The sequence below is a fragment of the Alteromonas sp. MMG017 genome (assembly GCF_018100795.1).
Classification (GTDB): domain Bacteria; phylum Pseudomonadota; class Gammaproteobacteria; order Enterobacterales; family Alteromonadaceae; genus Alteromonas.
The window spans coordinates 150,540-166,492 of sequence record NZ_JAGJDY010000005.1; the positions used below are offsets into that span (position 1 = coordinate 150,540).

The 15,953-nt window shown below is 41.9% G+C and carries 13 protein-coding genes; 6 read left to right on the top strand and 7 right to left on the bottom strand.

From position 1 onward, the window contains the following. Nucleotides 1–133 precede the first annotated feature (133 nt). Complete coding sequence (gene lpxL / locus J8L84_RS09545; RefSeq protein WP_211070497.1) at nt 134–1,060, top strand: LpxL/LpxP family Kdo(2)-lipid IV(A) lauroyl/palmitoleoyl acyltransferase; 927 nt, start codon at nt 134–136, stop codon at nt 1,058–1,060. Between the two features lie 123 nt (nt 1,061–1,183). Then, entirely contained in the window at nt 1,184–1,798 is a 615-nt protein-coding gene (locus J8L84_RS09550) for a TcpQ domain-containing protein (RefSeq protein WP_211070498.1), read from the top strand. A gap of 23 nt (nt 1,799–1,821) precedes the next feature. Here the strand turns inward: J8L84_RS09550 and glnE are convergent, their stop codons facing one another. Continuing rightward, the gene (glnE, locus tag J8L84_RS09555; RefSeq protein WP_211070657.1) at nt 1,822–4,749 is read right to left on the bottom strand and encodes a bifunctional [glutamate--ammonia ligase]-adenylyl-L-tyrosine phosphorylase/[glutamate--ammonia-ligase] adenylyltransferase; all 2,928 of its coding nucleotides are present in this window, start codon (nt 4,747–4,749) and stop codon (nt 1,822–1,824) included. Between the two features lie 116 nt (nt 4,750–4,865). Here glnE and J8L84_RS09560 point away from each other — a divergent pair, with 116 nt between their 5' ends. Then, nucleotides 4,866–5,771 (top strand): DUF350 domain-containing protein, encoded by a 906-nt coding sequence (locus tag J8L84_RS09560; RefSeq protein WP_063456886.1) that lies wholly within the window; start codon nt 4,866–4,868, stop codon nt 5,769–5,771. 84 nt (nt 5,772–5,855) lie between these two features. On the opposite strand, the gene J8L84_RS09565 is transcribed toward J8L84_RS09560, so the two are convergent. Then, the gene (locus J8L84_RS09565; protein WP_211070499.1) at nt 5,856–6,257 is read right to left on the bottom strand and encodes a hypothetical protein; all 402 of its coding nucleotides are present in this window, start codon (nt 6,255–6,257) and stop codon (nt 5,856–5,858) included. A gap of 271 nt (nt 6,258–6,528) precedes the next feature. Then, nucleotides 6,529–6,921, bottom strand: a complete 393-nt coding sequence (locus J8L84_RS09570) for a GIY-YIG nuclease family protein (protein ID WP_211070500.1) — start codon at nt 6,919–6,921, stop codon at nt 6,529–6,531. A gap of 19 nt (nt 6,922–6,940) precedes the next feature. Here J8L84_RS09570 and hldE point away from each other — a divergent pair, with 19 nt between their 5' ends. Continuing rightward, the gene (gene hldE, locus J8L84_RS09575; RefSeq protein WP_211070501.1) at nt 6,941–8,371 is read left to right on the top strand and encodes a bifunctional D-glycero-beta-D-manno-heptose-7-phosphate kinase/D-glycero-beta-D-manno-heptose 1-phosphate adenylyltransferase HldE; all 1,431 of its coding nucleotides are present in this window, start codon (nt 6,941–6,943) and stop codon (nt 8,369–8,371) included. A gap of 111 nt (nt 8,372–8,482) precedes the next feature. Continuing rightward, nucleotides 8,483–9,550, top strand: a complete 1,068-nt coding sequence (locus J8L84_RS09580) for an XrtA/PEP-CTERM system-associated ATPase (RefSeq protein ID WP_211070502.1) — start codon at nt 8,483–8,485, stop codon at nt 9,548–9,550. A 41-nt stretch (nt 9,551–9,591) separates the two neighbouring features. On the opposite strand, the gene J8L84_RS09585 is transcribed toward J8L84_RS09580, so the two are convergent. Genes J8L84_RS09585 through J8L84_RS09600 form a run of 4 tightly spaced genes read right to left on the bottom strand, consistent with a single transcriptional unit; the run spans nt 9,592 to nt 14,392 of the window. Beyond that, on the bottom strand, nt 9,592–11,277 hold the full coding sequence (locus J8L84_RS09585; protein ID WP_211070503.1) for a TIGR03016 family PEP-CTERM system-associated outer membrane protein: 1,686 nt from the start codon (nt 11,275–11,277) through the stop codon (nt 9,592–9,594). Next, nucleotides 11,246–12,160 carry an XrtA-associated tyrosine autokinase gene (locus J8L84_RS09590; RefSeq protein WP_211070504.1) on the bottom strand — a complete coding sequence of 305 codons (915 nt, stop codon included), beginning with the start codon at nt 12,158–12,160 and terminating at the stop codon, nt 11,246–11,248. Before J8L84_RS09590 ends, J8L84_RS09585 begins: the two co-directional genes overlap by 32 nt. After that, a complete protein-coding gene (locus tag J8L84_RS09595) occupies nt 12,160–13,728 on the bottom strand; it encodes an XrtA system polysaccharide chain length determinant (protein ID WP_211070505.1) in 1,569 nt (522 codons plus the stop codon). Before J8L84_RS09595 ends, J8L84_RS09590 begins: the two co-directional genes overlap by 1 nt. A 28-nt stretch (nt 13,729–13,756) precedes the next feature. After that, entirely contained in the window at nt 13,757–14,392 is a 636-nt protein-coding gene (locus J8L84_RS09600; protein ID WP_211070506.1) for an XrtA/PEP-CTERM system exopolysaccharide export protein, read from the bottom strand. A 147-nt stretch (nt 14,393–14,539) separates the two neighbouring features. Here J8L84_RS09600 and J8L84_RS09605 point away from each other — a divergent pair, with 147 nt between their 5' ends. Next, nucleotides 14,540–15,952 carry a TIGR03013 family XrtA/PEP-CTERM system glycosyltransferase gene (locus J8L84_RS09605; RefSeq protein ID WP_211070507.1) on the top strand — a complete coding sequence of 471 codons (1,413 nt, stop codon included), beginning with the start codon at nt 14,540–14,542 and terminating at the stop codon, nt 15,950–15,952. The last annotated feature ends 1 nt before the right edge of the window (nt 15,953 follow it).

Here is a 15,953-nt window from a genome sequence, read left to right on the forward strand (position 1 = left end):
GTTAAACCAAAGCTTGGCGCATTGAAAACAAAATGCCACGGCAGTAGTGTCGAATTATTCCACCAACGCACTTTCGACTTTAATTTGGTCTGCTACAATAGCGCTCCTCTTAATTTGTTAGGAATAGAGTGCGTTGGCTGCGGCAATTAAGGCTCCTAAATTCAAACTGTCTTTTCTTACTCCAAAATTTTGGCCAGTATGGCTAGGAGTATTCCTTCTTTACATCATCACTTGGCTCCCTCTACCAGTCATACGATTTATTGGTGGTGGTGCAGGTAAACTGATTGCGAAAATCGTTCCCAAGCGCGTGCGCGTAGCAAAGCGAAACCTTGAACTTTGGAACCCTTCATTATCAGAGTCAGAAGTGCAGGCACTATTAAAGGAAAACGTGCGTAGAACCGGTATGGCGTTATTTGAAACGGCTATGGGGTGGTGGTGGCCTGATTGGCGAGTGAAAAAGGCCATAGAAATTGAGGGTGCAGAGCATGTTGAAGCGGCCATAGCCAGCGGCCATGGAGTTTTTGGTATGGCACTGCACAATATGAATCTTGAATTTGCATGCAGGGGGATTGGTTATTTCCACCCAAGCATCGCCTTCTATAGAAAGCATAATAATCCGCTAGTCGACTATTTACAGTACCATGGTCGTAACCGCTCAAATAAGTACATGATTGATAAGCGAAATGCCAAGGCCTTATTAATGGCCTTGGAAGACAAAGAGCTTTGCTTGTACCTTCCAGATCAAGATTACGGACCAAAACAAAGCGTGTTCGTCCCCTTTGGTGGGGTCGCTGAAACCGCGACCACTACTGCTACGCTGATGTTTATTCGTCGCTCTACCAGTATACCCATGATAATTACGTCTCAGTACACTGCGAAAGGTTACAAGATCAAAATATACCCACCATTGACGCATTTAGGGGATATGGACGATGTTGCTGCATTAACGGAATTGAACACCCATATCGACAAGGCCATTAAAGAACAGCCTGAAAGTTACTTGTGGATGCACAAACGGTTTAAAACCAGACCCAGTAAAGACACCCCGTCATTGTACTAACGGAGCAGTTACCTATTACATCGTTAGGTGTACAATTACTGATGTAGCGCGCTTTTTGTGCGAAAAGTAAAAGCGAGGTAAGCTGTACCTTGGGTTTAAGTTATTGGAAGCATTAATAAAGTCATGGCTAAAAAAGGTTATTCAAATACATTATTTTGGGCGCGTCACGTAGCGCTGGCATTCGTATTGATAGTGATTGCGGGTGTGATGATTTATTTGCAACAAAATAACAGTGATGACGTTCCTTCTGGTAAACCTGTTGAAGAAAAGTCGGTGGCAAAGGGATTGAGCGAGTTTTACCGCGAATTTAGAATGTCTTCCACCGATCCAGTAAAAGAAGAACAGGGGAGTTTTGTCATCGAAACTGGTGGCGTTGATCCCCAGCTTGATAGCAGACTAGAGAGCATGTCCAGCTTAAATACGACAGTAGATACTAGCTGGACTGGCGAGCAAAAATACCGCACCTTTAAAGAAGGGAGTACGCTGCGAGAAGCTATCTCTACTTTTGCGCAAGCGGAAGGAATGCAGCTGATATGGAATTTAGAGCAAGACTTCATAATCAAACATCAGTTTCAGTTAGATAATACGGTAGCCGGTTCGTTGGCAAAAATTGCTAGCGCTATCGACAGTAGCTTCGAAGGGCAAGTGAATGCCTATCTATGCCCCGAGCAACGTTCCTTAGTAGTGACCGCTGAAGAAACCGACTTTTTAGCTGCCCGATGTACTCTAGTTCGTTGATGATTAGCTAAATCAGAGGTGAGCTACTGCTCACCTTTGTTATTATTACCATTACTGCTATCAGTGTCGGCACCACTGCCAAACAATGCCCGCCAATATTCACTTACCGTCTCTCTCATTTGACTTAAATGCTCGGTTTGCTCTGCATACTTTGTGTCGGCAAGAGTGAGGTGATGATATTGTTCTCTTAGCGCAAGGTAAGCTTGTTGCAGAGCTTGAGATTGTTTTTCATCAATAATGCCTGCGTTATGGGTAGCGTCTAGTAAACGCAAATTGTCTGAAAATTCCGTTAAGCTTTCAATCTTGTTCGCATGGGCTAACACCCAATACTGAGTCATAAATTCAATGTCCGCAATACCTCCCACACATTGCTTTAAATCGACTTTTTGATTACTTGTAGAAAGTAAGTGCTTGCGCATTTTCGCTCGCATTTCGCTTACTTCAGTAGATAGCGAAGCCTGATCTCTATGAATAGATAGAATGTTATGACGCACAGTATTAAACGCACTAAGCAGTGATATATCACCACAAATACCGCGGGCTCTCACCAGCGCTTGATGTTCCCATGTCCACGCTTCTTCTTGTTGGTAGCGCTCAAATCCATCTACATGACAACAAAGCAGCCCGGCATTTCCGGAGGGGCGCAAGCGTAAATCTGTTTCATACAACTGACCAAATAAGGTTTTGGTATTCAGCAAGTGCATAATACGCTGAGCAAGTTTGATGTAAAACTGCTGGGCTTCGATAGACTTAGTCCCATCGGTGGTGGACTGACGGGGGGCATTGTGCAAAAACACAAGGTCGAGATCAGAGCCATATCCAAGCTCATAGCCACCAAGCTTGCCATAACCAACAACCGCAAAGCCCAGATCGCCATCATTCAAGTGACTCGGCGCACCAAAGCGCGCTGAAACTTGGTGCCACGCTGCTTCAACAACCTGCTCAAGAAGCACCTCCGCTAATACAGTAAGTTTATCGCTTACGTTCGCGATAGGTAACGAGCCGCTAATATCACTGGCGGCAATGCGCAATTGCTGACAAAGCTTAAACTGTCGCCAAGTGTCCATAGCAAGCTCAACATCGTCGTGTTCAACTCGCAGCATAGTTTGGCGCAACTCTTGGGCGTATTCGTATTTGCTAGTGGTGATATCTGAATTTTGCTGTTGTAAATAGAGTGGGGTGAGCAGTTCATCTAACAGTAACGGGAAGCGTTTGATTTCATTTGCTATCCATTCGCTCCTGTCGCAAAGTTTGACCAATTGTTGCAGAACATTGGGATTTTCCAGTAATAAATCTAAATAGGTTGTTCTGCCCGTAATTGCATCTATTACGCCGAAGATTCGCTTTAATACACCGTTGGCTTTGTTAGGGTCGAACTTAATCAAAACATACAGTATTTCGGGGATGAGTTTATTAAGCGTGTCTTCGCCTTTTTGACCCATTCGATATCCGCGCTGATTGGTTTTAAACGCTTGTAGCTGGGTACAAATACCCTGCGCTTCCTCTGCGTTAATAAAAGGGGTTAGCGTATTGCTAAACTCTTCTTTATCGAGGGAGAGTTGCCAGGCGTCGCGGCATGCGTCATACAACGTATCTTCGCTAGTGTGAGTATCTTTAGCTTCTTCAACTAATTCATTGAAATGCCCATGTATTCTAGACATGGTATTTTGCAGCTTCGCCATAAACTCGTCATAAGAACTGAAACCAAGCACGGCAATTAATGCGTTTTTCTCCCACTCACTGTCGGGCAAGGTTTGAGTTTGACGGTCTTGGCATTGCTGAAGCGTGTGCTCAACTTTACGAAGAAACAAATAATCTGTCCGAAGTTGTTCAGTCACATCAGGTTCAACAATTTCAAACTCAGCAAGCTTATCAAGGGTAGTAAGTAGCGACTTACTTTGTAACTCAGGCTCTCTACCACCATGAATAAGCTGAAAGCTTTGCGCAAAAAATTCAACCTCGCGAATACCGCCCGCACCAAGCTTAATGTTATTGCTCAAGCGCCTACGTCTAATTTCGGTGGCAATAAGGTGCTTCATATTTCTTAGTGCATCGATGGTAGTAAAATCTAAGTACCGCCTGAAGGTAAAAGGCGTAAGTATGGCGTTTAATAAGGCTACGTCCTCTGAATTATCGTCGTTGATCACCCGCGCTTTCACCATTGCAAAACGTTCCCAATGACGGCCTTGCTCTTGATAATAATCTTCCATGGCGTCAAAGTGCATCACCAAAGGCCCTGATTCACCGAATGGCCGTAATCGCATGTCTACTCGGTACACTTGCCCGTCGGTGGTGACCTTGTTAAGTGCTTGAATCAACTTTTGCGCTAGGCGGGTAAAAAATTGCTGATTTTCAATGGGTTTCTTTTCACCATTTGTCATGCCTTTCTCGGGATAGGCAAAAATCAAATCGATATCTGACGAAAAGTTAAGTTCACGGCCACCTAATTTCCCCATGCCCAAAATGTACATATGAATAGGACCATTTTCACCATAGGGCACACCATGTTTTGCACTTAGCATGGTGTAAAGCCATTGATAAGCTGATGTAATTAATACATCGGCTAATGCCGAAACCTGCGCTAACGATTGCGTAATAGTCTGTTTGTTAAGTCCATCTCGTAGGGTAATCGCAGCCATATGGAAGTGGCGACAGTGGCGAAGTGCGCGAAGCAGTTCATCTTCGGATTTAACATTCTCAAGTTTTTGCGTAACAGCATGATTGTAGAAGGTGTGCGGCTCGTCAGGAATCGATTCAACCAGCATAGCACCAACCCACTCAGGGTGCTGAAGGCAAGCCTCTGCAAAAAATAGCGAGCGCCCAAATAAGGTGGTGAGATCGCTTCGATGATGCGCTAAGTCACTATTAAAGCGTTCATTATCTGAAAGCTTTTCCCAGGTTTCGTTAGCTAGTTGTGCATTGCTCATGGTAATTGTGTTGTCTGTTGGCATAATACTGGCTTCGACAATAATAAATATTTCAAAACGTTGAGATAAAAAAGAGTCTGTCACAGTTTTTGGGGCGTAACCACCCTAAGGTTGTGTTTAGGTAAAAGGAGTAACAATACGTGGATGCTTTAATTAAACTCGTGCCGCTAGGTTCTGACTTATGGATTTACCTTGCCATCGATGTAAGTATCGCCCTAGCACTGTTGGTGGTTATGAAGTGGGTAACTGGGCTCATGCGAAAGAACTCAGTGACCGAAGAACTTGGTATTAAAGACAATTTTGCTTTTGGTATTAGTATAGCGGGTGGCATGTTGTCGCTGTGTATCGTACTTAGTTCTGTGGTAGGTCGACATATCGGGCAGGGCTACAGTGAAGCAGCAACTGGTATGGTAACGTTTGGTATTGTCGGTATTCTGCTGGTGAAGTTTGGTCGTTTTGCCCATGACAAGCTGGTACTCAATCGTGTTGATACTCACGCCATGATTTCAGAGCGCAGTGTAAGTGTTGCACTGGTAGATGCTGCAAGCTTAGTAGCAAGTGCCATTGTATTAAGAAATATTATGGTATGGGTGGATGGTAGTGACATGAATGCCATCATTGCTATTGTGACAGGATTCTCTGTTGTACTTACCATGTTGTTGGTGATGACACGTATCTTAGAAGTGCGCTATGCAAAAGATAATCAAAACGATTCATTTCAAGGTGCCCTTCGAAAAGGTCAGTTAGCGTTAGCCATAGAGCACTCGGGCAATTTACTAGGCACAGCTATGATAGTTTCAGCAGCGAAAAACTTACTGATTTATAACCCTTCAGGTTATGTAAGTAATGTAACAGGCTGGCTAGTGGTAAGTGTAGCGTTAGCTATCGCATTGCATATACTGGTGCTAATCAACAAAAAAGTGATTATGTTTGGTATGAACTTTAGGCAAGAAGTCGACCAACAACACAACGTTGGCGTAGCTTCACTGGGCTTTACGTTAAGCATAGGTACTGCCATGGTGATAAATGGTGTACTTGGCGGTTAAGCTAGTTTGTCATCTAGCTCTTGGAGTAATTCAATTTATATTCAATAAATTTATAATGTTAAAGCATAAAGTAATACATTTTATTTATGCTTTAACATTGAGCTTAGGAGACAATTGATACCCATCATATTCATGAAGTACATCAAGGAAGTCTGACCATTGTTTTTCTGATTTTGCATCTCCTATACTTTTTGCAAAATCTCGACTGTTTTTTATTTGAGCAATAAAGTCTTTACTCTCCACGCCAACGAATGAGCCGTTTTCAAATTTAAAGCTATCATATGGGAGAACAAGTAATCGACCATCACCAGTTTCTTTGATAAGTGCATTTAATTCATCCATGCCAATGTTGTGCATGTCTACAGTTCTTGATTCTGTATTTTTTCCTGTGACATCAGGCAATTCATTGCCGCTTTTTTTTGGGTCTTTAGGTTGTTGAGCTGGCTGGTATTGACTGTAGATAGGTGTTTGATTACCGATAATCATGAGGAACATCCTTATTGCTGGTTTTAAGTATATAAAAATAGCAATAAGGGTGCCGTTTTTAAGAGGTGATGGCTCTAAAGTAGAGCTTTTATAATTACCCGAAGTTAAAACAAAGCTTTTAATTAAATAATGTTAAATTGAAATATTTGGATCGATATTGATACAAATATGAGGAATATAGAAATCAATACGGAGCAGGGGAAGTGGTTGCCTGAAATATGCTTGGTAAACATTTGTAGCGCAAACTTGAGGGCTTTAATTACAAACGATATTACTGATACTCAGAAGGAGAAATATACTGGCTGTTTCGATATAGATCTTCACATAGGTTTTCAAATAGATTTTTAGGCAAAAGCTTCTGTTTGACGATAGCCCGTTTTTTCTCTTTAGAAAGCCGTTTTACTTTGTATTCAATTTGCGAAGCTGTTGACCTATCTCCGATTAAAAAAATGGCCCTAAAGTGAAGAGGGCCTTTTCCCTTTAATGCCCGAGCGCCCCCAACGATTTCACCCCTATGCTGAGATATTCTTCGTCCCGGCGAAGTCGTGATGCCCGTATACAATTGACCCAGTTTATTTTCGATAAGATAAAGGTACCAAGTTGACGGCTGCTGGTGGGTATTCACGTTGTTGGCTGTTATACTCATTGGCAATTTGAAATACATCGATAAAGTTGTCTCATCAATGATTTTACCAGATTTTAGTAAAGCGAAAGTGCTTATTGTAGGTGACCTAATGTTAGACCGCTATTGGAGCGGTGGCACAGGTCGTATTTCCCCTGAAGCCCCTGTACCTGTAGTGAATGTTCAGTCATCTGAAGATCGTCCTGGCGGCGCGGCCAATGTGGCTGTGAACGTGGCCACTCTTGGGGCTAAAGTCACCTTGCTCGGTATGTGTGGTAACGATGAAAATGCCAAACTATTACGTGAGCGCTTAGAGTCTTTTGATATCGATTGCCAGTTTTTTGCCGTTGAAGGCCAAGACACAATAACTAAACTTCGTGTGATGAGTAGAAATCAGCAATTGCTTCGACTTGATTTCGAAAAGAGCTTTGCTGATTCAGATAAATCTGAACTAGAAAACGCGTTTGATGGCGCCCTTGATGATGTTGATATTGTTATATTATCTGACTACGCCAAGGGCTGTTTAAGCAATCCTCAGGCACTTATTCAAGCAGCGAAAGCAAAAGGCAAGCGAGTGATTGTCGACCCCAAAGGGAGCGATTTCACTAAATATGCTAATGCCACGCTAATCACACCGAATATGGAAGAGTTAAACCATGTGGTGGGCGAGTCTACAACAGAAAAGTCACTGGTTGAAAATGCGCAAAGCGTTAAATCTGATTTGCAGTTAGATGCTTTACTACTCACCCGTTCTGAACAAGGGATGACCTTGTTTGAGGGTAATAATGCAGAGTTTCATTTACCTGCAAAAGCCAAAGAAGTTTACGATGTTACCGGTGCGGGAGATACAGTTGTGTCTACGTTAGCAGTAGCTTTAGCGAGTAAATTACCCCTGCAAGCCGCTTGCGTGTTAGCTAATTTAGCCGCCAGTGTAGTGGTAGGGAAATTAGGTACGTCTACGGTAACCAATACCGAATTAGCGCTAGCCTTAGGTGAGCAATCTGTGCATTTAGATGGCGGTGTGATGACCGAAGGGCAGCTTGAGATGGCGATGGCTGCGGCGAAAGCGCGAGGCGAACGTATTGTTATGACCAATGGTTGCTTTGATATATTGCACTCTGGCCACGTAGCCTATTTAGAAGAAGCCGCGCTGCTAGGTGACAGACTTATTGTAGCAGTAAACACTGATGACTCGGTGACTAAGCTTAAAGGTCCTGGGCGGCCAGTGAACAACACTAATCGCCGCATGGCTGTGTTAGCAGGCTTAAGTGCAGTTGATTGGGTTGTGCCCTTCACTGAAGATACGCCACAGCGGTTAATTGCCTCACTTTTACCAGATATACTGGTGAAAGGTGGTGATTATCAAATTGAAGAAATCGCTGGTGGAAAAGAAGTGATTGCCAACGGCGGCGAGGTGCAAGTGTTAACTTTTGAGGATGGCGTTTCTACCACCGGAATCATCGAGCGTATAACACGAAACAGGCTAACCTAGCTTTTTCACCGTTACCTCAACTTTTTATCTCAGTAAATGTAGTCGTTTGCTAGCCATACCCATTGCTCGGTAAGCTAGCAAAGTGAGCAGTTTTTTCAAACGGATATCAGAATGTACGAAAGTTACTACGGACTTAACGCCAAACCTTTTCAGTTAACACCAGACCCAGGCTTCTTTTTTGCCAGTAAGTGGCACAAACGCGCCATATCATACCTTCAGTATGGGCTGTCGCAGGCTGAGGGGTTTATTGTTATCACGGGTGATATTGGTACAGGGAAAACTACCGTCGCGAATAGCTTGCTGGCTGAGATTCAAGACGATATTTTCGCAGCCCAAATCGTAACGCCGAAACTGTCTCCTGATGAGCTGGTTAAAATGGTGGCCTCAAAGTTCGATATCAATACGGACGGAAGAAGCAAAGCTGAAATTTTAAAGATGCTTGAGGTGTTCTTGTACGACTTGAGCACCCAAGGCCGCCGTGCATTACTGCTTGTTGATGAAGCTCAGAACTTGCCGCTAGAATCGATAGAAGAGCTACGTATGCTGTCTAACTTTCAGCTTAATGGTAAGCCGTTAATTCAAAGCTTTCTATTAGGCCAAGAAGAACTACAACCCATTTTGCGTGCACCTAATATGGAGCAGTTCAGACAGCGGATTGTGGCTTCTTGTCATCTAGCGCCCCTCACGTTAGATGAGTGCAAAGAGTATATTGAATATCGCTTACACCATGCTGGCTGGAATGGCGAAGATTTGTTTTCAGAAGGGGCGTATGAGCGCATCTATAAGTTTACCCGCGGTGTGCCTCGTAAAATAAATACGCTGATGGATCGTATCATGCTTTTTGGCTTTTTAGAGGAGCTTAAAAGCTTTGATGAAGATGCCGTTAAAGAAGTGATAGATGAGGTTAAAGCAGAAATGTTTGAGCCTGAGAGTGGGGTGGGCCATTCACCATCCCAAGCCCAAGATTTCGCAGAGCATCCTGAAAACAGAGCTATTATGACACCAGGCGGCAATATCATACGAGATAGTAAGTACTATCTTGATATGTTGGCAGAGTTGGTAGACGCGCTCGATGACGCAATATCACATAAAGTTAAAATGACGCAGTATGTAGATAAACTAATGAAGAAAAAGTTTAAAACTTATGTAAGGCTGAAGAGTACGGATAAGAGTGAGTAGAGGGGCTAGAGTGACGCGGAAATCCCGTCACTCTCAATAACCTACTGATAAGTATAAATGATGGATAGGGTAATTCTTCGGTCCGTGTAATTCTCTCCAAATTGCCCGCCCCCGATTGCGAGGTCACCATTTTTCTCAAGATAAGTAATGTCAATATTAGTTGTGAGTGAGCGTCCAATATTCCGTTCTAAGCCTAGTGAGGCATTCCAATTGTCAGTGCTTCCTGTATTTATCCCGTCACTATTTGAACGTTCATCTACATTTGCATAATCGACACTGGTGTTTAAATAAGTATAATTACCAAGTTGGTATGCTACCGTAGTCCCCAAAGCATAGGTTCTTCGCAACCTATCTTCATCTAAATAATCACTTTCATCATATCGCCAAGAAAATGCAAATGTTAGTCTAGAGAAGCTATAGCCGGCTTGAAAATTGGTACTTTTCAACAGAATTATATTATCGTCAAAAGATAAATTTTGAGTAGTAAGTTGAACGAACTGCTCGTCTGCGCTAGTGGTATAGTCTAAAGAGTTTGGTTGAAAGCAACCTGAAATTGAAGTTGAGTTAGTCGGACACACAAAAACACCCAAGTTTTCAAAGTCAGCTAATAATTGTGATGTGGTAGTTACGTCTTCAGAGTAAGATAAGGCTGTTCGGAAATATTTTGAATTGTAAGTAATATCTGCCGAAGCCGATTCACCATAAAAGCGTCTGCCGTAGCTGCCCTTAACGGAAGTACGGTTACTTAGCGCCCATTCGATGTCTAAGCCCACATAAGTATTGCTGTCATCGTTAGAAACGTCTGAATCACTTTTATTTGCAGTTACCGATATATATCGATTAGCGTTTTGTCGATAAGTTAATCCTGCACCATAAGAGTTAAACTCTCGCGTACTGCTTGTTGTATCGGTTCTGTCGGATATTTGGTTGGCTTCATGAGATCCCGTGAGACGTATTGCCCAGTTTTTTGCAAAAGATGTATCAATGAAGGCATCGACAGTTCTTGCTAAATAGTCACCCCCAACACTTTCATCTCTATCTGAGTCTTGATATGTCCCCGATACCTCCCAAATAAATTGCTTTGCTTGGTCTCCATTCTCGAAAGTGCCTTCAAATTGGAGAATATTGTTGTTTAACGCATTCCCTAAATCCAGTTCTGATCTTTCACTCTTCACATTTGAGTACGACACTCTACCGAAACCTTGGGCCCAATTACCTTGGTCCGAGAATACTGAAGTAGCAATTCGATTGGAGCGTGTTTTTGACAAGCTATCAGCATTACTTAAAAAATCTGATACAAGATAATTGCTAGAATCTGTATTTTGATAAGTTAACGCTCCAGATGCATCAAATAATACAAACCTTTCGAAAGGTGCCCACCTAGCTGAGTAGTCGTATTCACCGAATGTATCGTTCCGGCTATCGTCGCGCTTATCACGCTCCAAATGAGTTATCGTTCCAGACCAAAAACCCGAAAAAGTTCTCGTTTCTAGAGATGTATTTAGCTTAGGGCTAATAGAAAAAGTTGTTAATGATAAAGTCCCATCGTCTTCTGAATCAACTTCCTGAAATATGGATTCACCTTGTACAGTTCCAGTGATGTCAATATCAGCAAAAGCATAAGGGGACAACAATGAAGCTATTGAAAGCGCTAAGTAAATTGTTCCATGTAAACGACACTTTGTGTTGATGTTTTTAAACTTTACGCTCGGCATAGTAGTATCCATAATATCCGCTTCCGTCGGTATCATGATGGACCGATTTATTTACAACAAATCCAATCGCCATCTCAGGGTTTAATCGCTCAACCGACATTTTAATATCGCTAATTTTGGCTTTGCCTTCTTCAACCACCACCACCGCTTGCCCAGCGAAATTTGCCAAGATAGCACTTTCATTTATGCCAATTAAAGGAGGTGTATCAAAGATTACTACACGATCTGGGTATCTATTCGCGAACTCGTCCACAGTTTCATGCATTTTATGGCTGGCAAGCATTTCGGTCGATAAATGATGTGACTTCCCTGCTGGAATTATCTTTAACTTATCAATATTAGTGGGGTATAGAACTTCAGAAATATCACTCACATCTCCGGTTAAGTATTCCATTAAACCTTTTCTACGTTCTAAGCCCAGAGTATTTAAAACATTTGGTTTTAATACATCGGCATCAACCAAAAGCACTGTCTTATCTTGCTCAGATGCAATACTCAGCGCCAAGTTAGTGGCTGTGAAAGTTTTTCCCTCAGATGGCCGGCTACTTGTGACCATGATGATATTTGGATTGTTAATGGTTTTAGCAAGTGCTCCGAAAGCATTCGCAAGCAGTTTCCTTTTGATTTCACGATACTCTTCATTTATTTGTTTTCGCTCGCCGAGCAGAGCAATGTGGCCATTTTCGCTTAGTCTTTGTAAATCGATATTAAAAGGGTCAAGGTTTGAGCTACCAGCAGTTGAAACAGTATTAGGTGTTTCCTGAGTATGCTGTATTTCTTCAGAGAGTTGGTGCGAGCCAGTCTGATTTCCATCGTCACTATGAGTTTCTGAGTTGGCAATCTCCCTCTCTTTTTCCCTTTGTTTTTGTAGTGCTTTTTCAATAGTATTGCGCATTACAAAAACCTCTCAATAATATTGATATTCATAATTTCTGCAGCCATAAGTACGGCGTAAATAAAAACGATAGCGAGTGAAGACAGAACGAAAATGAGTAACCTAACCTTATCCCTCTTCTTTATATTTTCATAATCGAGGTGTGTAACCGTCCCCCAAATTGGGTATTCAGAAAGCTTAATAAGCTGATTAGGTCGAGTTAAAATAGGACTTAGTTGACTTACAAGGAATGCTAAGCCTATACCTGCGCCAAAACCTATAAGAAGGACACCTGTATATAAAATTAACCGTTTAGGGCCTGAGGCTGTGTTAGGCACCAATGGTGGCTCAATAATGCGGAATTGTAATTCCTCAGACGACACTTCAGCTCGACGTGACAAATCTGCGGCTTCTCTTCTGCCAAGCAACTCTTCGTATTTGTTTTTTGTGATACCGTAGTCTCGATTTAGAGCTGTAGACTCTGCTTCGATTTGTGGAATTAAGTCGACTTTAGATTCGAGTTCAGCAATTTTATTTTCAAGATCTGTTTCTTTAACATTTAATGAAGCAATCTCGCTTTGAAGCCTACTTATTTCTAATCTAATTTCTTGGGTTAGCTCATTTAGTGGAGCTTGGTTGTCATCACCCACGTTAGCAAGAAAAGAATCTATTTCTCTTTTCCTTGATTTTTCAAGGCTTTCCAAAAGTTGTTGAGTTTCAATGACATCGGGGTGGAGGTCAGTAAAACGTAATTTTAATCTATCTAGGTCTTCCTCTAACTTTCTTATACGTTCGTCATATCTGGTTTGAAGAGCTGGGCTATCTTTGTTTGAAACTCCAAAGCTATCTATGCTGGCGCCGTTCTTGATTTGTGCCCTAAGAGACTCAACTTGTTGCTGCGTTTGCTTTATTGCGAGCTTGGTATCTTCTAAATTTGTATTCAGGGTTTGAAGTCGAGAATAATATGTTCCAGAAAGCGGAAGTATATTATTATACTGGCGCTTAAACTGAGCTAAGCGTTGTTCGGATTCCGCTAATCTACTTTCATACTCAGCGATCTCCTCCTGCAAAAAACGACCAGCGGTATCTGTATCTCTGCGGTTATTACCTAAAGACCCTTCAACGAATAAATCAAGTGTTTCTTGAACTACTTTTTGTGCTGTAGCGGCATTAGGATGACTGAAACTTATGTTATATATGTTGTCTCTACCCGTAGAGCGTAGCTGAATTTGAAGTGCTAGATTTGTTACTAAGTCTTCAAATTCACGTTCAGTTTCAGTTGTTATATCTAAATCGCTTTCTCTCGCTATGATTTCTACGTTTGAACGGCTAAGCAGGGTTCTCGCCATCATCTTCACTTCCTGATCCGGATCAGACTGTATAGCAAGACCTTTGAGAAGTGGTTGCAGAACAGACCTTGTATCGACGTAAACCTGGGCTTTAGAAGTGTATTCATCAGGAAGTGTAGCTACCATGACGAATCCGATTGGGCATATAAGCCAAGACATGATAATGACGTGACGTTTCTTAATCCAAATTCCTTTAACAAGATCAAGGAATTGAACTAAAGTTTGTTGTAAATCCTGCATTTAAAAGTGTTCCGTGTACTACTTAGAACTAAAACCAAGCTTCTGGAATGATAATTATATCGCCTGGAAGTATATCGACATTTTTCTGTATATCGCCACTTCTGATCAAATCGTCGATACTTAAGGAATAAGTATTTTGTTTACCGTTAACAACTCGAACTAATTTGGCACTGTTTCCGTCAGCGAACTCTGTTAAGCCTCCGACGGCAATCATTAAATCCAGTAGAGTCATATGTTCAGTATAACTGACTGCACTTGGGTTAGTCGCTTCACCGATAACCCTAACTTGCTCACTAAGAGGCCCCGCGAAATTATTAACGCTCACTGTGACTCGAGGATTATTGATATAAACAGAAAGCTGCTCTTCGATTTCGCGAGCCAAAAGAGTAGGAGTTCTTCCCGCAACATCGAGATCTTCAACCAAAGAAGTTGTTACCTTACCATCGGGTCTGACAATAAACTTTCCTGAAACCTCAGGATTTCGCCACACAAAAATCGTCAAAGAATCGCCGGGACCAATAAGGTACTGGTAATCATTAACGTCAGTGGTTAACGATGCTCGGGTGGTAGCTTGGGAAAGCGTTGAAGTGTTTGAACACCCGCCTAATATAGATATTAAAAATATTACTGCATAGCTCAATGGCATGCGTTTAAAACAAAACATAAGAGATCATCCTACACTCATATGGCTAAATTATAGCATTCGGTATTTACCCTACGGGAATTCCAATTATAATGCCAACAAGAATTCTAGTCTATTAGAATAAATCCCTCTATGATGGGGTAACTTTGTAGTTTTAAGGGGCCAGGGGTGGCAGTAAACAAGCGAAATCAAAATAAACGCTCAAATATATTAGTCGTTACAGAAGCGTTACTTATAGCCTACATGGGTTATATAACTTATTTCATCCTGACACAGGTTCACTTGGTTTCAAAAGTCCAACCTGAGAAATTGATAATCAATGTAGGCCTTCTTACGCTTGCTATATTACTGTGTTCCCTATCGGTAGGGCTTTACGAAGCAAAATTAAGAGAGACTTTTAGAGGCATTATAAGAAGAATTTTCGTTAGTGTTGGTTTGAGCTATTTTCTTGTCGAAATAGTTAGCAGAGCTCTGTTCGACGAATTAGTGATGGATGCCTATTTTCTCCCTGCAGCTGTTTTTTCAATAATAATAACGTTAGTTATTTTTCGCTACTTTACTAACCGCTTGGGGCTTTTAGGTTTAGGCAAAGTTCGTATAGTGGTGTTGGGCGCGGGTGAGAGAGCATCAATTATTGAAAAGCGTATGCGTCGAGATGTCGATAGGATCGGCTTTGAAATGGTCGGGTTTGTGCCTATTCCTGGTGACAACCGAGAAGATGGTATTCGTAGGGAAAAAATCGTTCACATAAAGGTGGATGAGAACTTTCAGCAGTTTATCAATGACAATGATATTGAAGAAATTGTCATTGCGTGTGATCAGCGTCGCGGTACTTTGCCTGTTGAAGTCCTTTTTGAATGCCGCCTTCGCGGTATCGAGGTTACCGAATTACTCGACTTTATGGAAAGAGAGACTGGGCAAATTGTTGTAAACCTGATGTATCCAAGTTGGGTCATCTATTCTAACGGTTTCCAAAGCCAAAATTATCTAAGAGATGCACTGGATTACAGCCTTAACGCCATATTAGCATTATTTGTGTTTATATTTGTATGGCCAATCATGCTCACTACCGCACTCATTATCTATCTTGATGATGGTCGACGCACAGGGGTTTCTGTGTTTTACGCTCAAGAGCGAGTTGGCTTAAATGGACAGTTGTTCAAAATACTGAAGTTTCGGAGTATGCGGCCTGATGCCGAAAAAGACGGTGCAAAATGGGCAAGTAAAAATGACGATCGAGTAACGCGAATTGGGCATTTTATTAGAAAATATCGCGTCGATGAATTGCCTCAGTTACTAAACGTATTTAAAGGTGAAATGTCTTTCATTGGCCCTCGCCCAGAAAGACCTCAATTTGTTGAGCAGTTAGTGAAAGAAGTTCCCTATTACAATCAGCGACACAATGTAAAGCCCGGATTGGCTGGGTGGGCTCAGCTCAACTATCCCTATGGGGCAAGTGTAGAAGATTCCATGGAAAAGCTTAAGTTTGATCTGTATTACGTTAAGCACCAAAGTTTATTACTTGATATCTTGATTCTGATAAGAACTGTTGAGGTCGTAATCTTTGGTAAGGGCCGCTAAT

What these genes read in the sequence shown, in the direction of transcription:
- J8L84_RS09565 (WP_211070499.1), bottom strand. Translation starts at nt 6,257, where the DNA reads ATGATTATCGGTAATCAAACACCTATCTACAGTCAATACCAGCCAGCT.
- J8L84_RS09580 (WP_211070502.1), top strand. Translation starts at nt 8,483, where the DNA reads ATGTACGAAAGTTACTACGGACTTAACGCCAAACCTTTTCAGTTAACA.
- J8L84_RS09600 (WP_211070506.1), bottom strand. Translation starts at nt 14,392, where the DNA reads ATGTTTTGTTTTAAACGCATGCCATTGAGCTATGCAGTAATATTTTTA.
- glnE (WP_211070657.1), bottom strand. Translation starts at nt 4,749, where the DNA reads ATGCCAACAGACAACACAATTACCATGAGCAATGCACAACTAGCTAAC.
- J8L84_RS09550 (WP_211070498.1), top strand. Translation starts at nt 1,184, where the DNA reads ATGGCTAAAAAAGGTTATTCAAATACATTATTTTGGGCGCGTCACGTA.
- hldE (WP_211070501.1), top strand. Translation starts at nt 6,941, where the DNA reads ATGATTTTACCAGATTTTAGTAAAGCGAAAGTGCTTATTGTAGGTGAC.
- J8L84_RS09585 (WP_211070503.1), bottom strand. Translation starts at nt 11,277, where the DNA reads ATGGATACTACTATGCCGAGCGTAAAGTTTAAAAACATCAACACAAAG.
- J8L84_RS09590 (WP_211070504.1), bottom strand. Translation starts at nt 12,160, where the DNA reads ATGCGCAATACTATTGAAAAAGCACTACAAAAACAAAGGGAAAAAGAG.
- J8L84_RS09595 (WP_211070505.1), bottom strand. Translation starts at nt 13,728, where the DNA reads ATGCAGGATTTACAACAAACTTTAGTTCAATTCCTTGATCTTGTTAAA.
- J8L84_RS09570 (WP_211070500.1), bottom strand. Translation starts at nt 6,921, where the DNA reads ATGTATTTCAAATTGCCAATGAGTATAACAGCCAACAACGTGAATACC.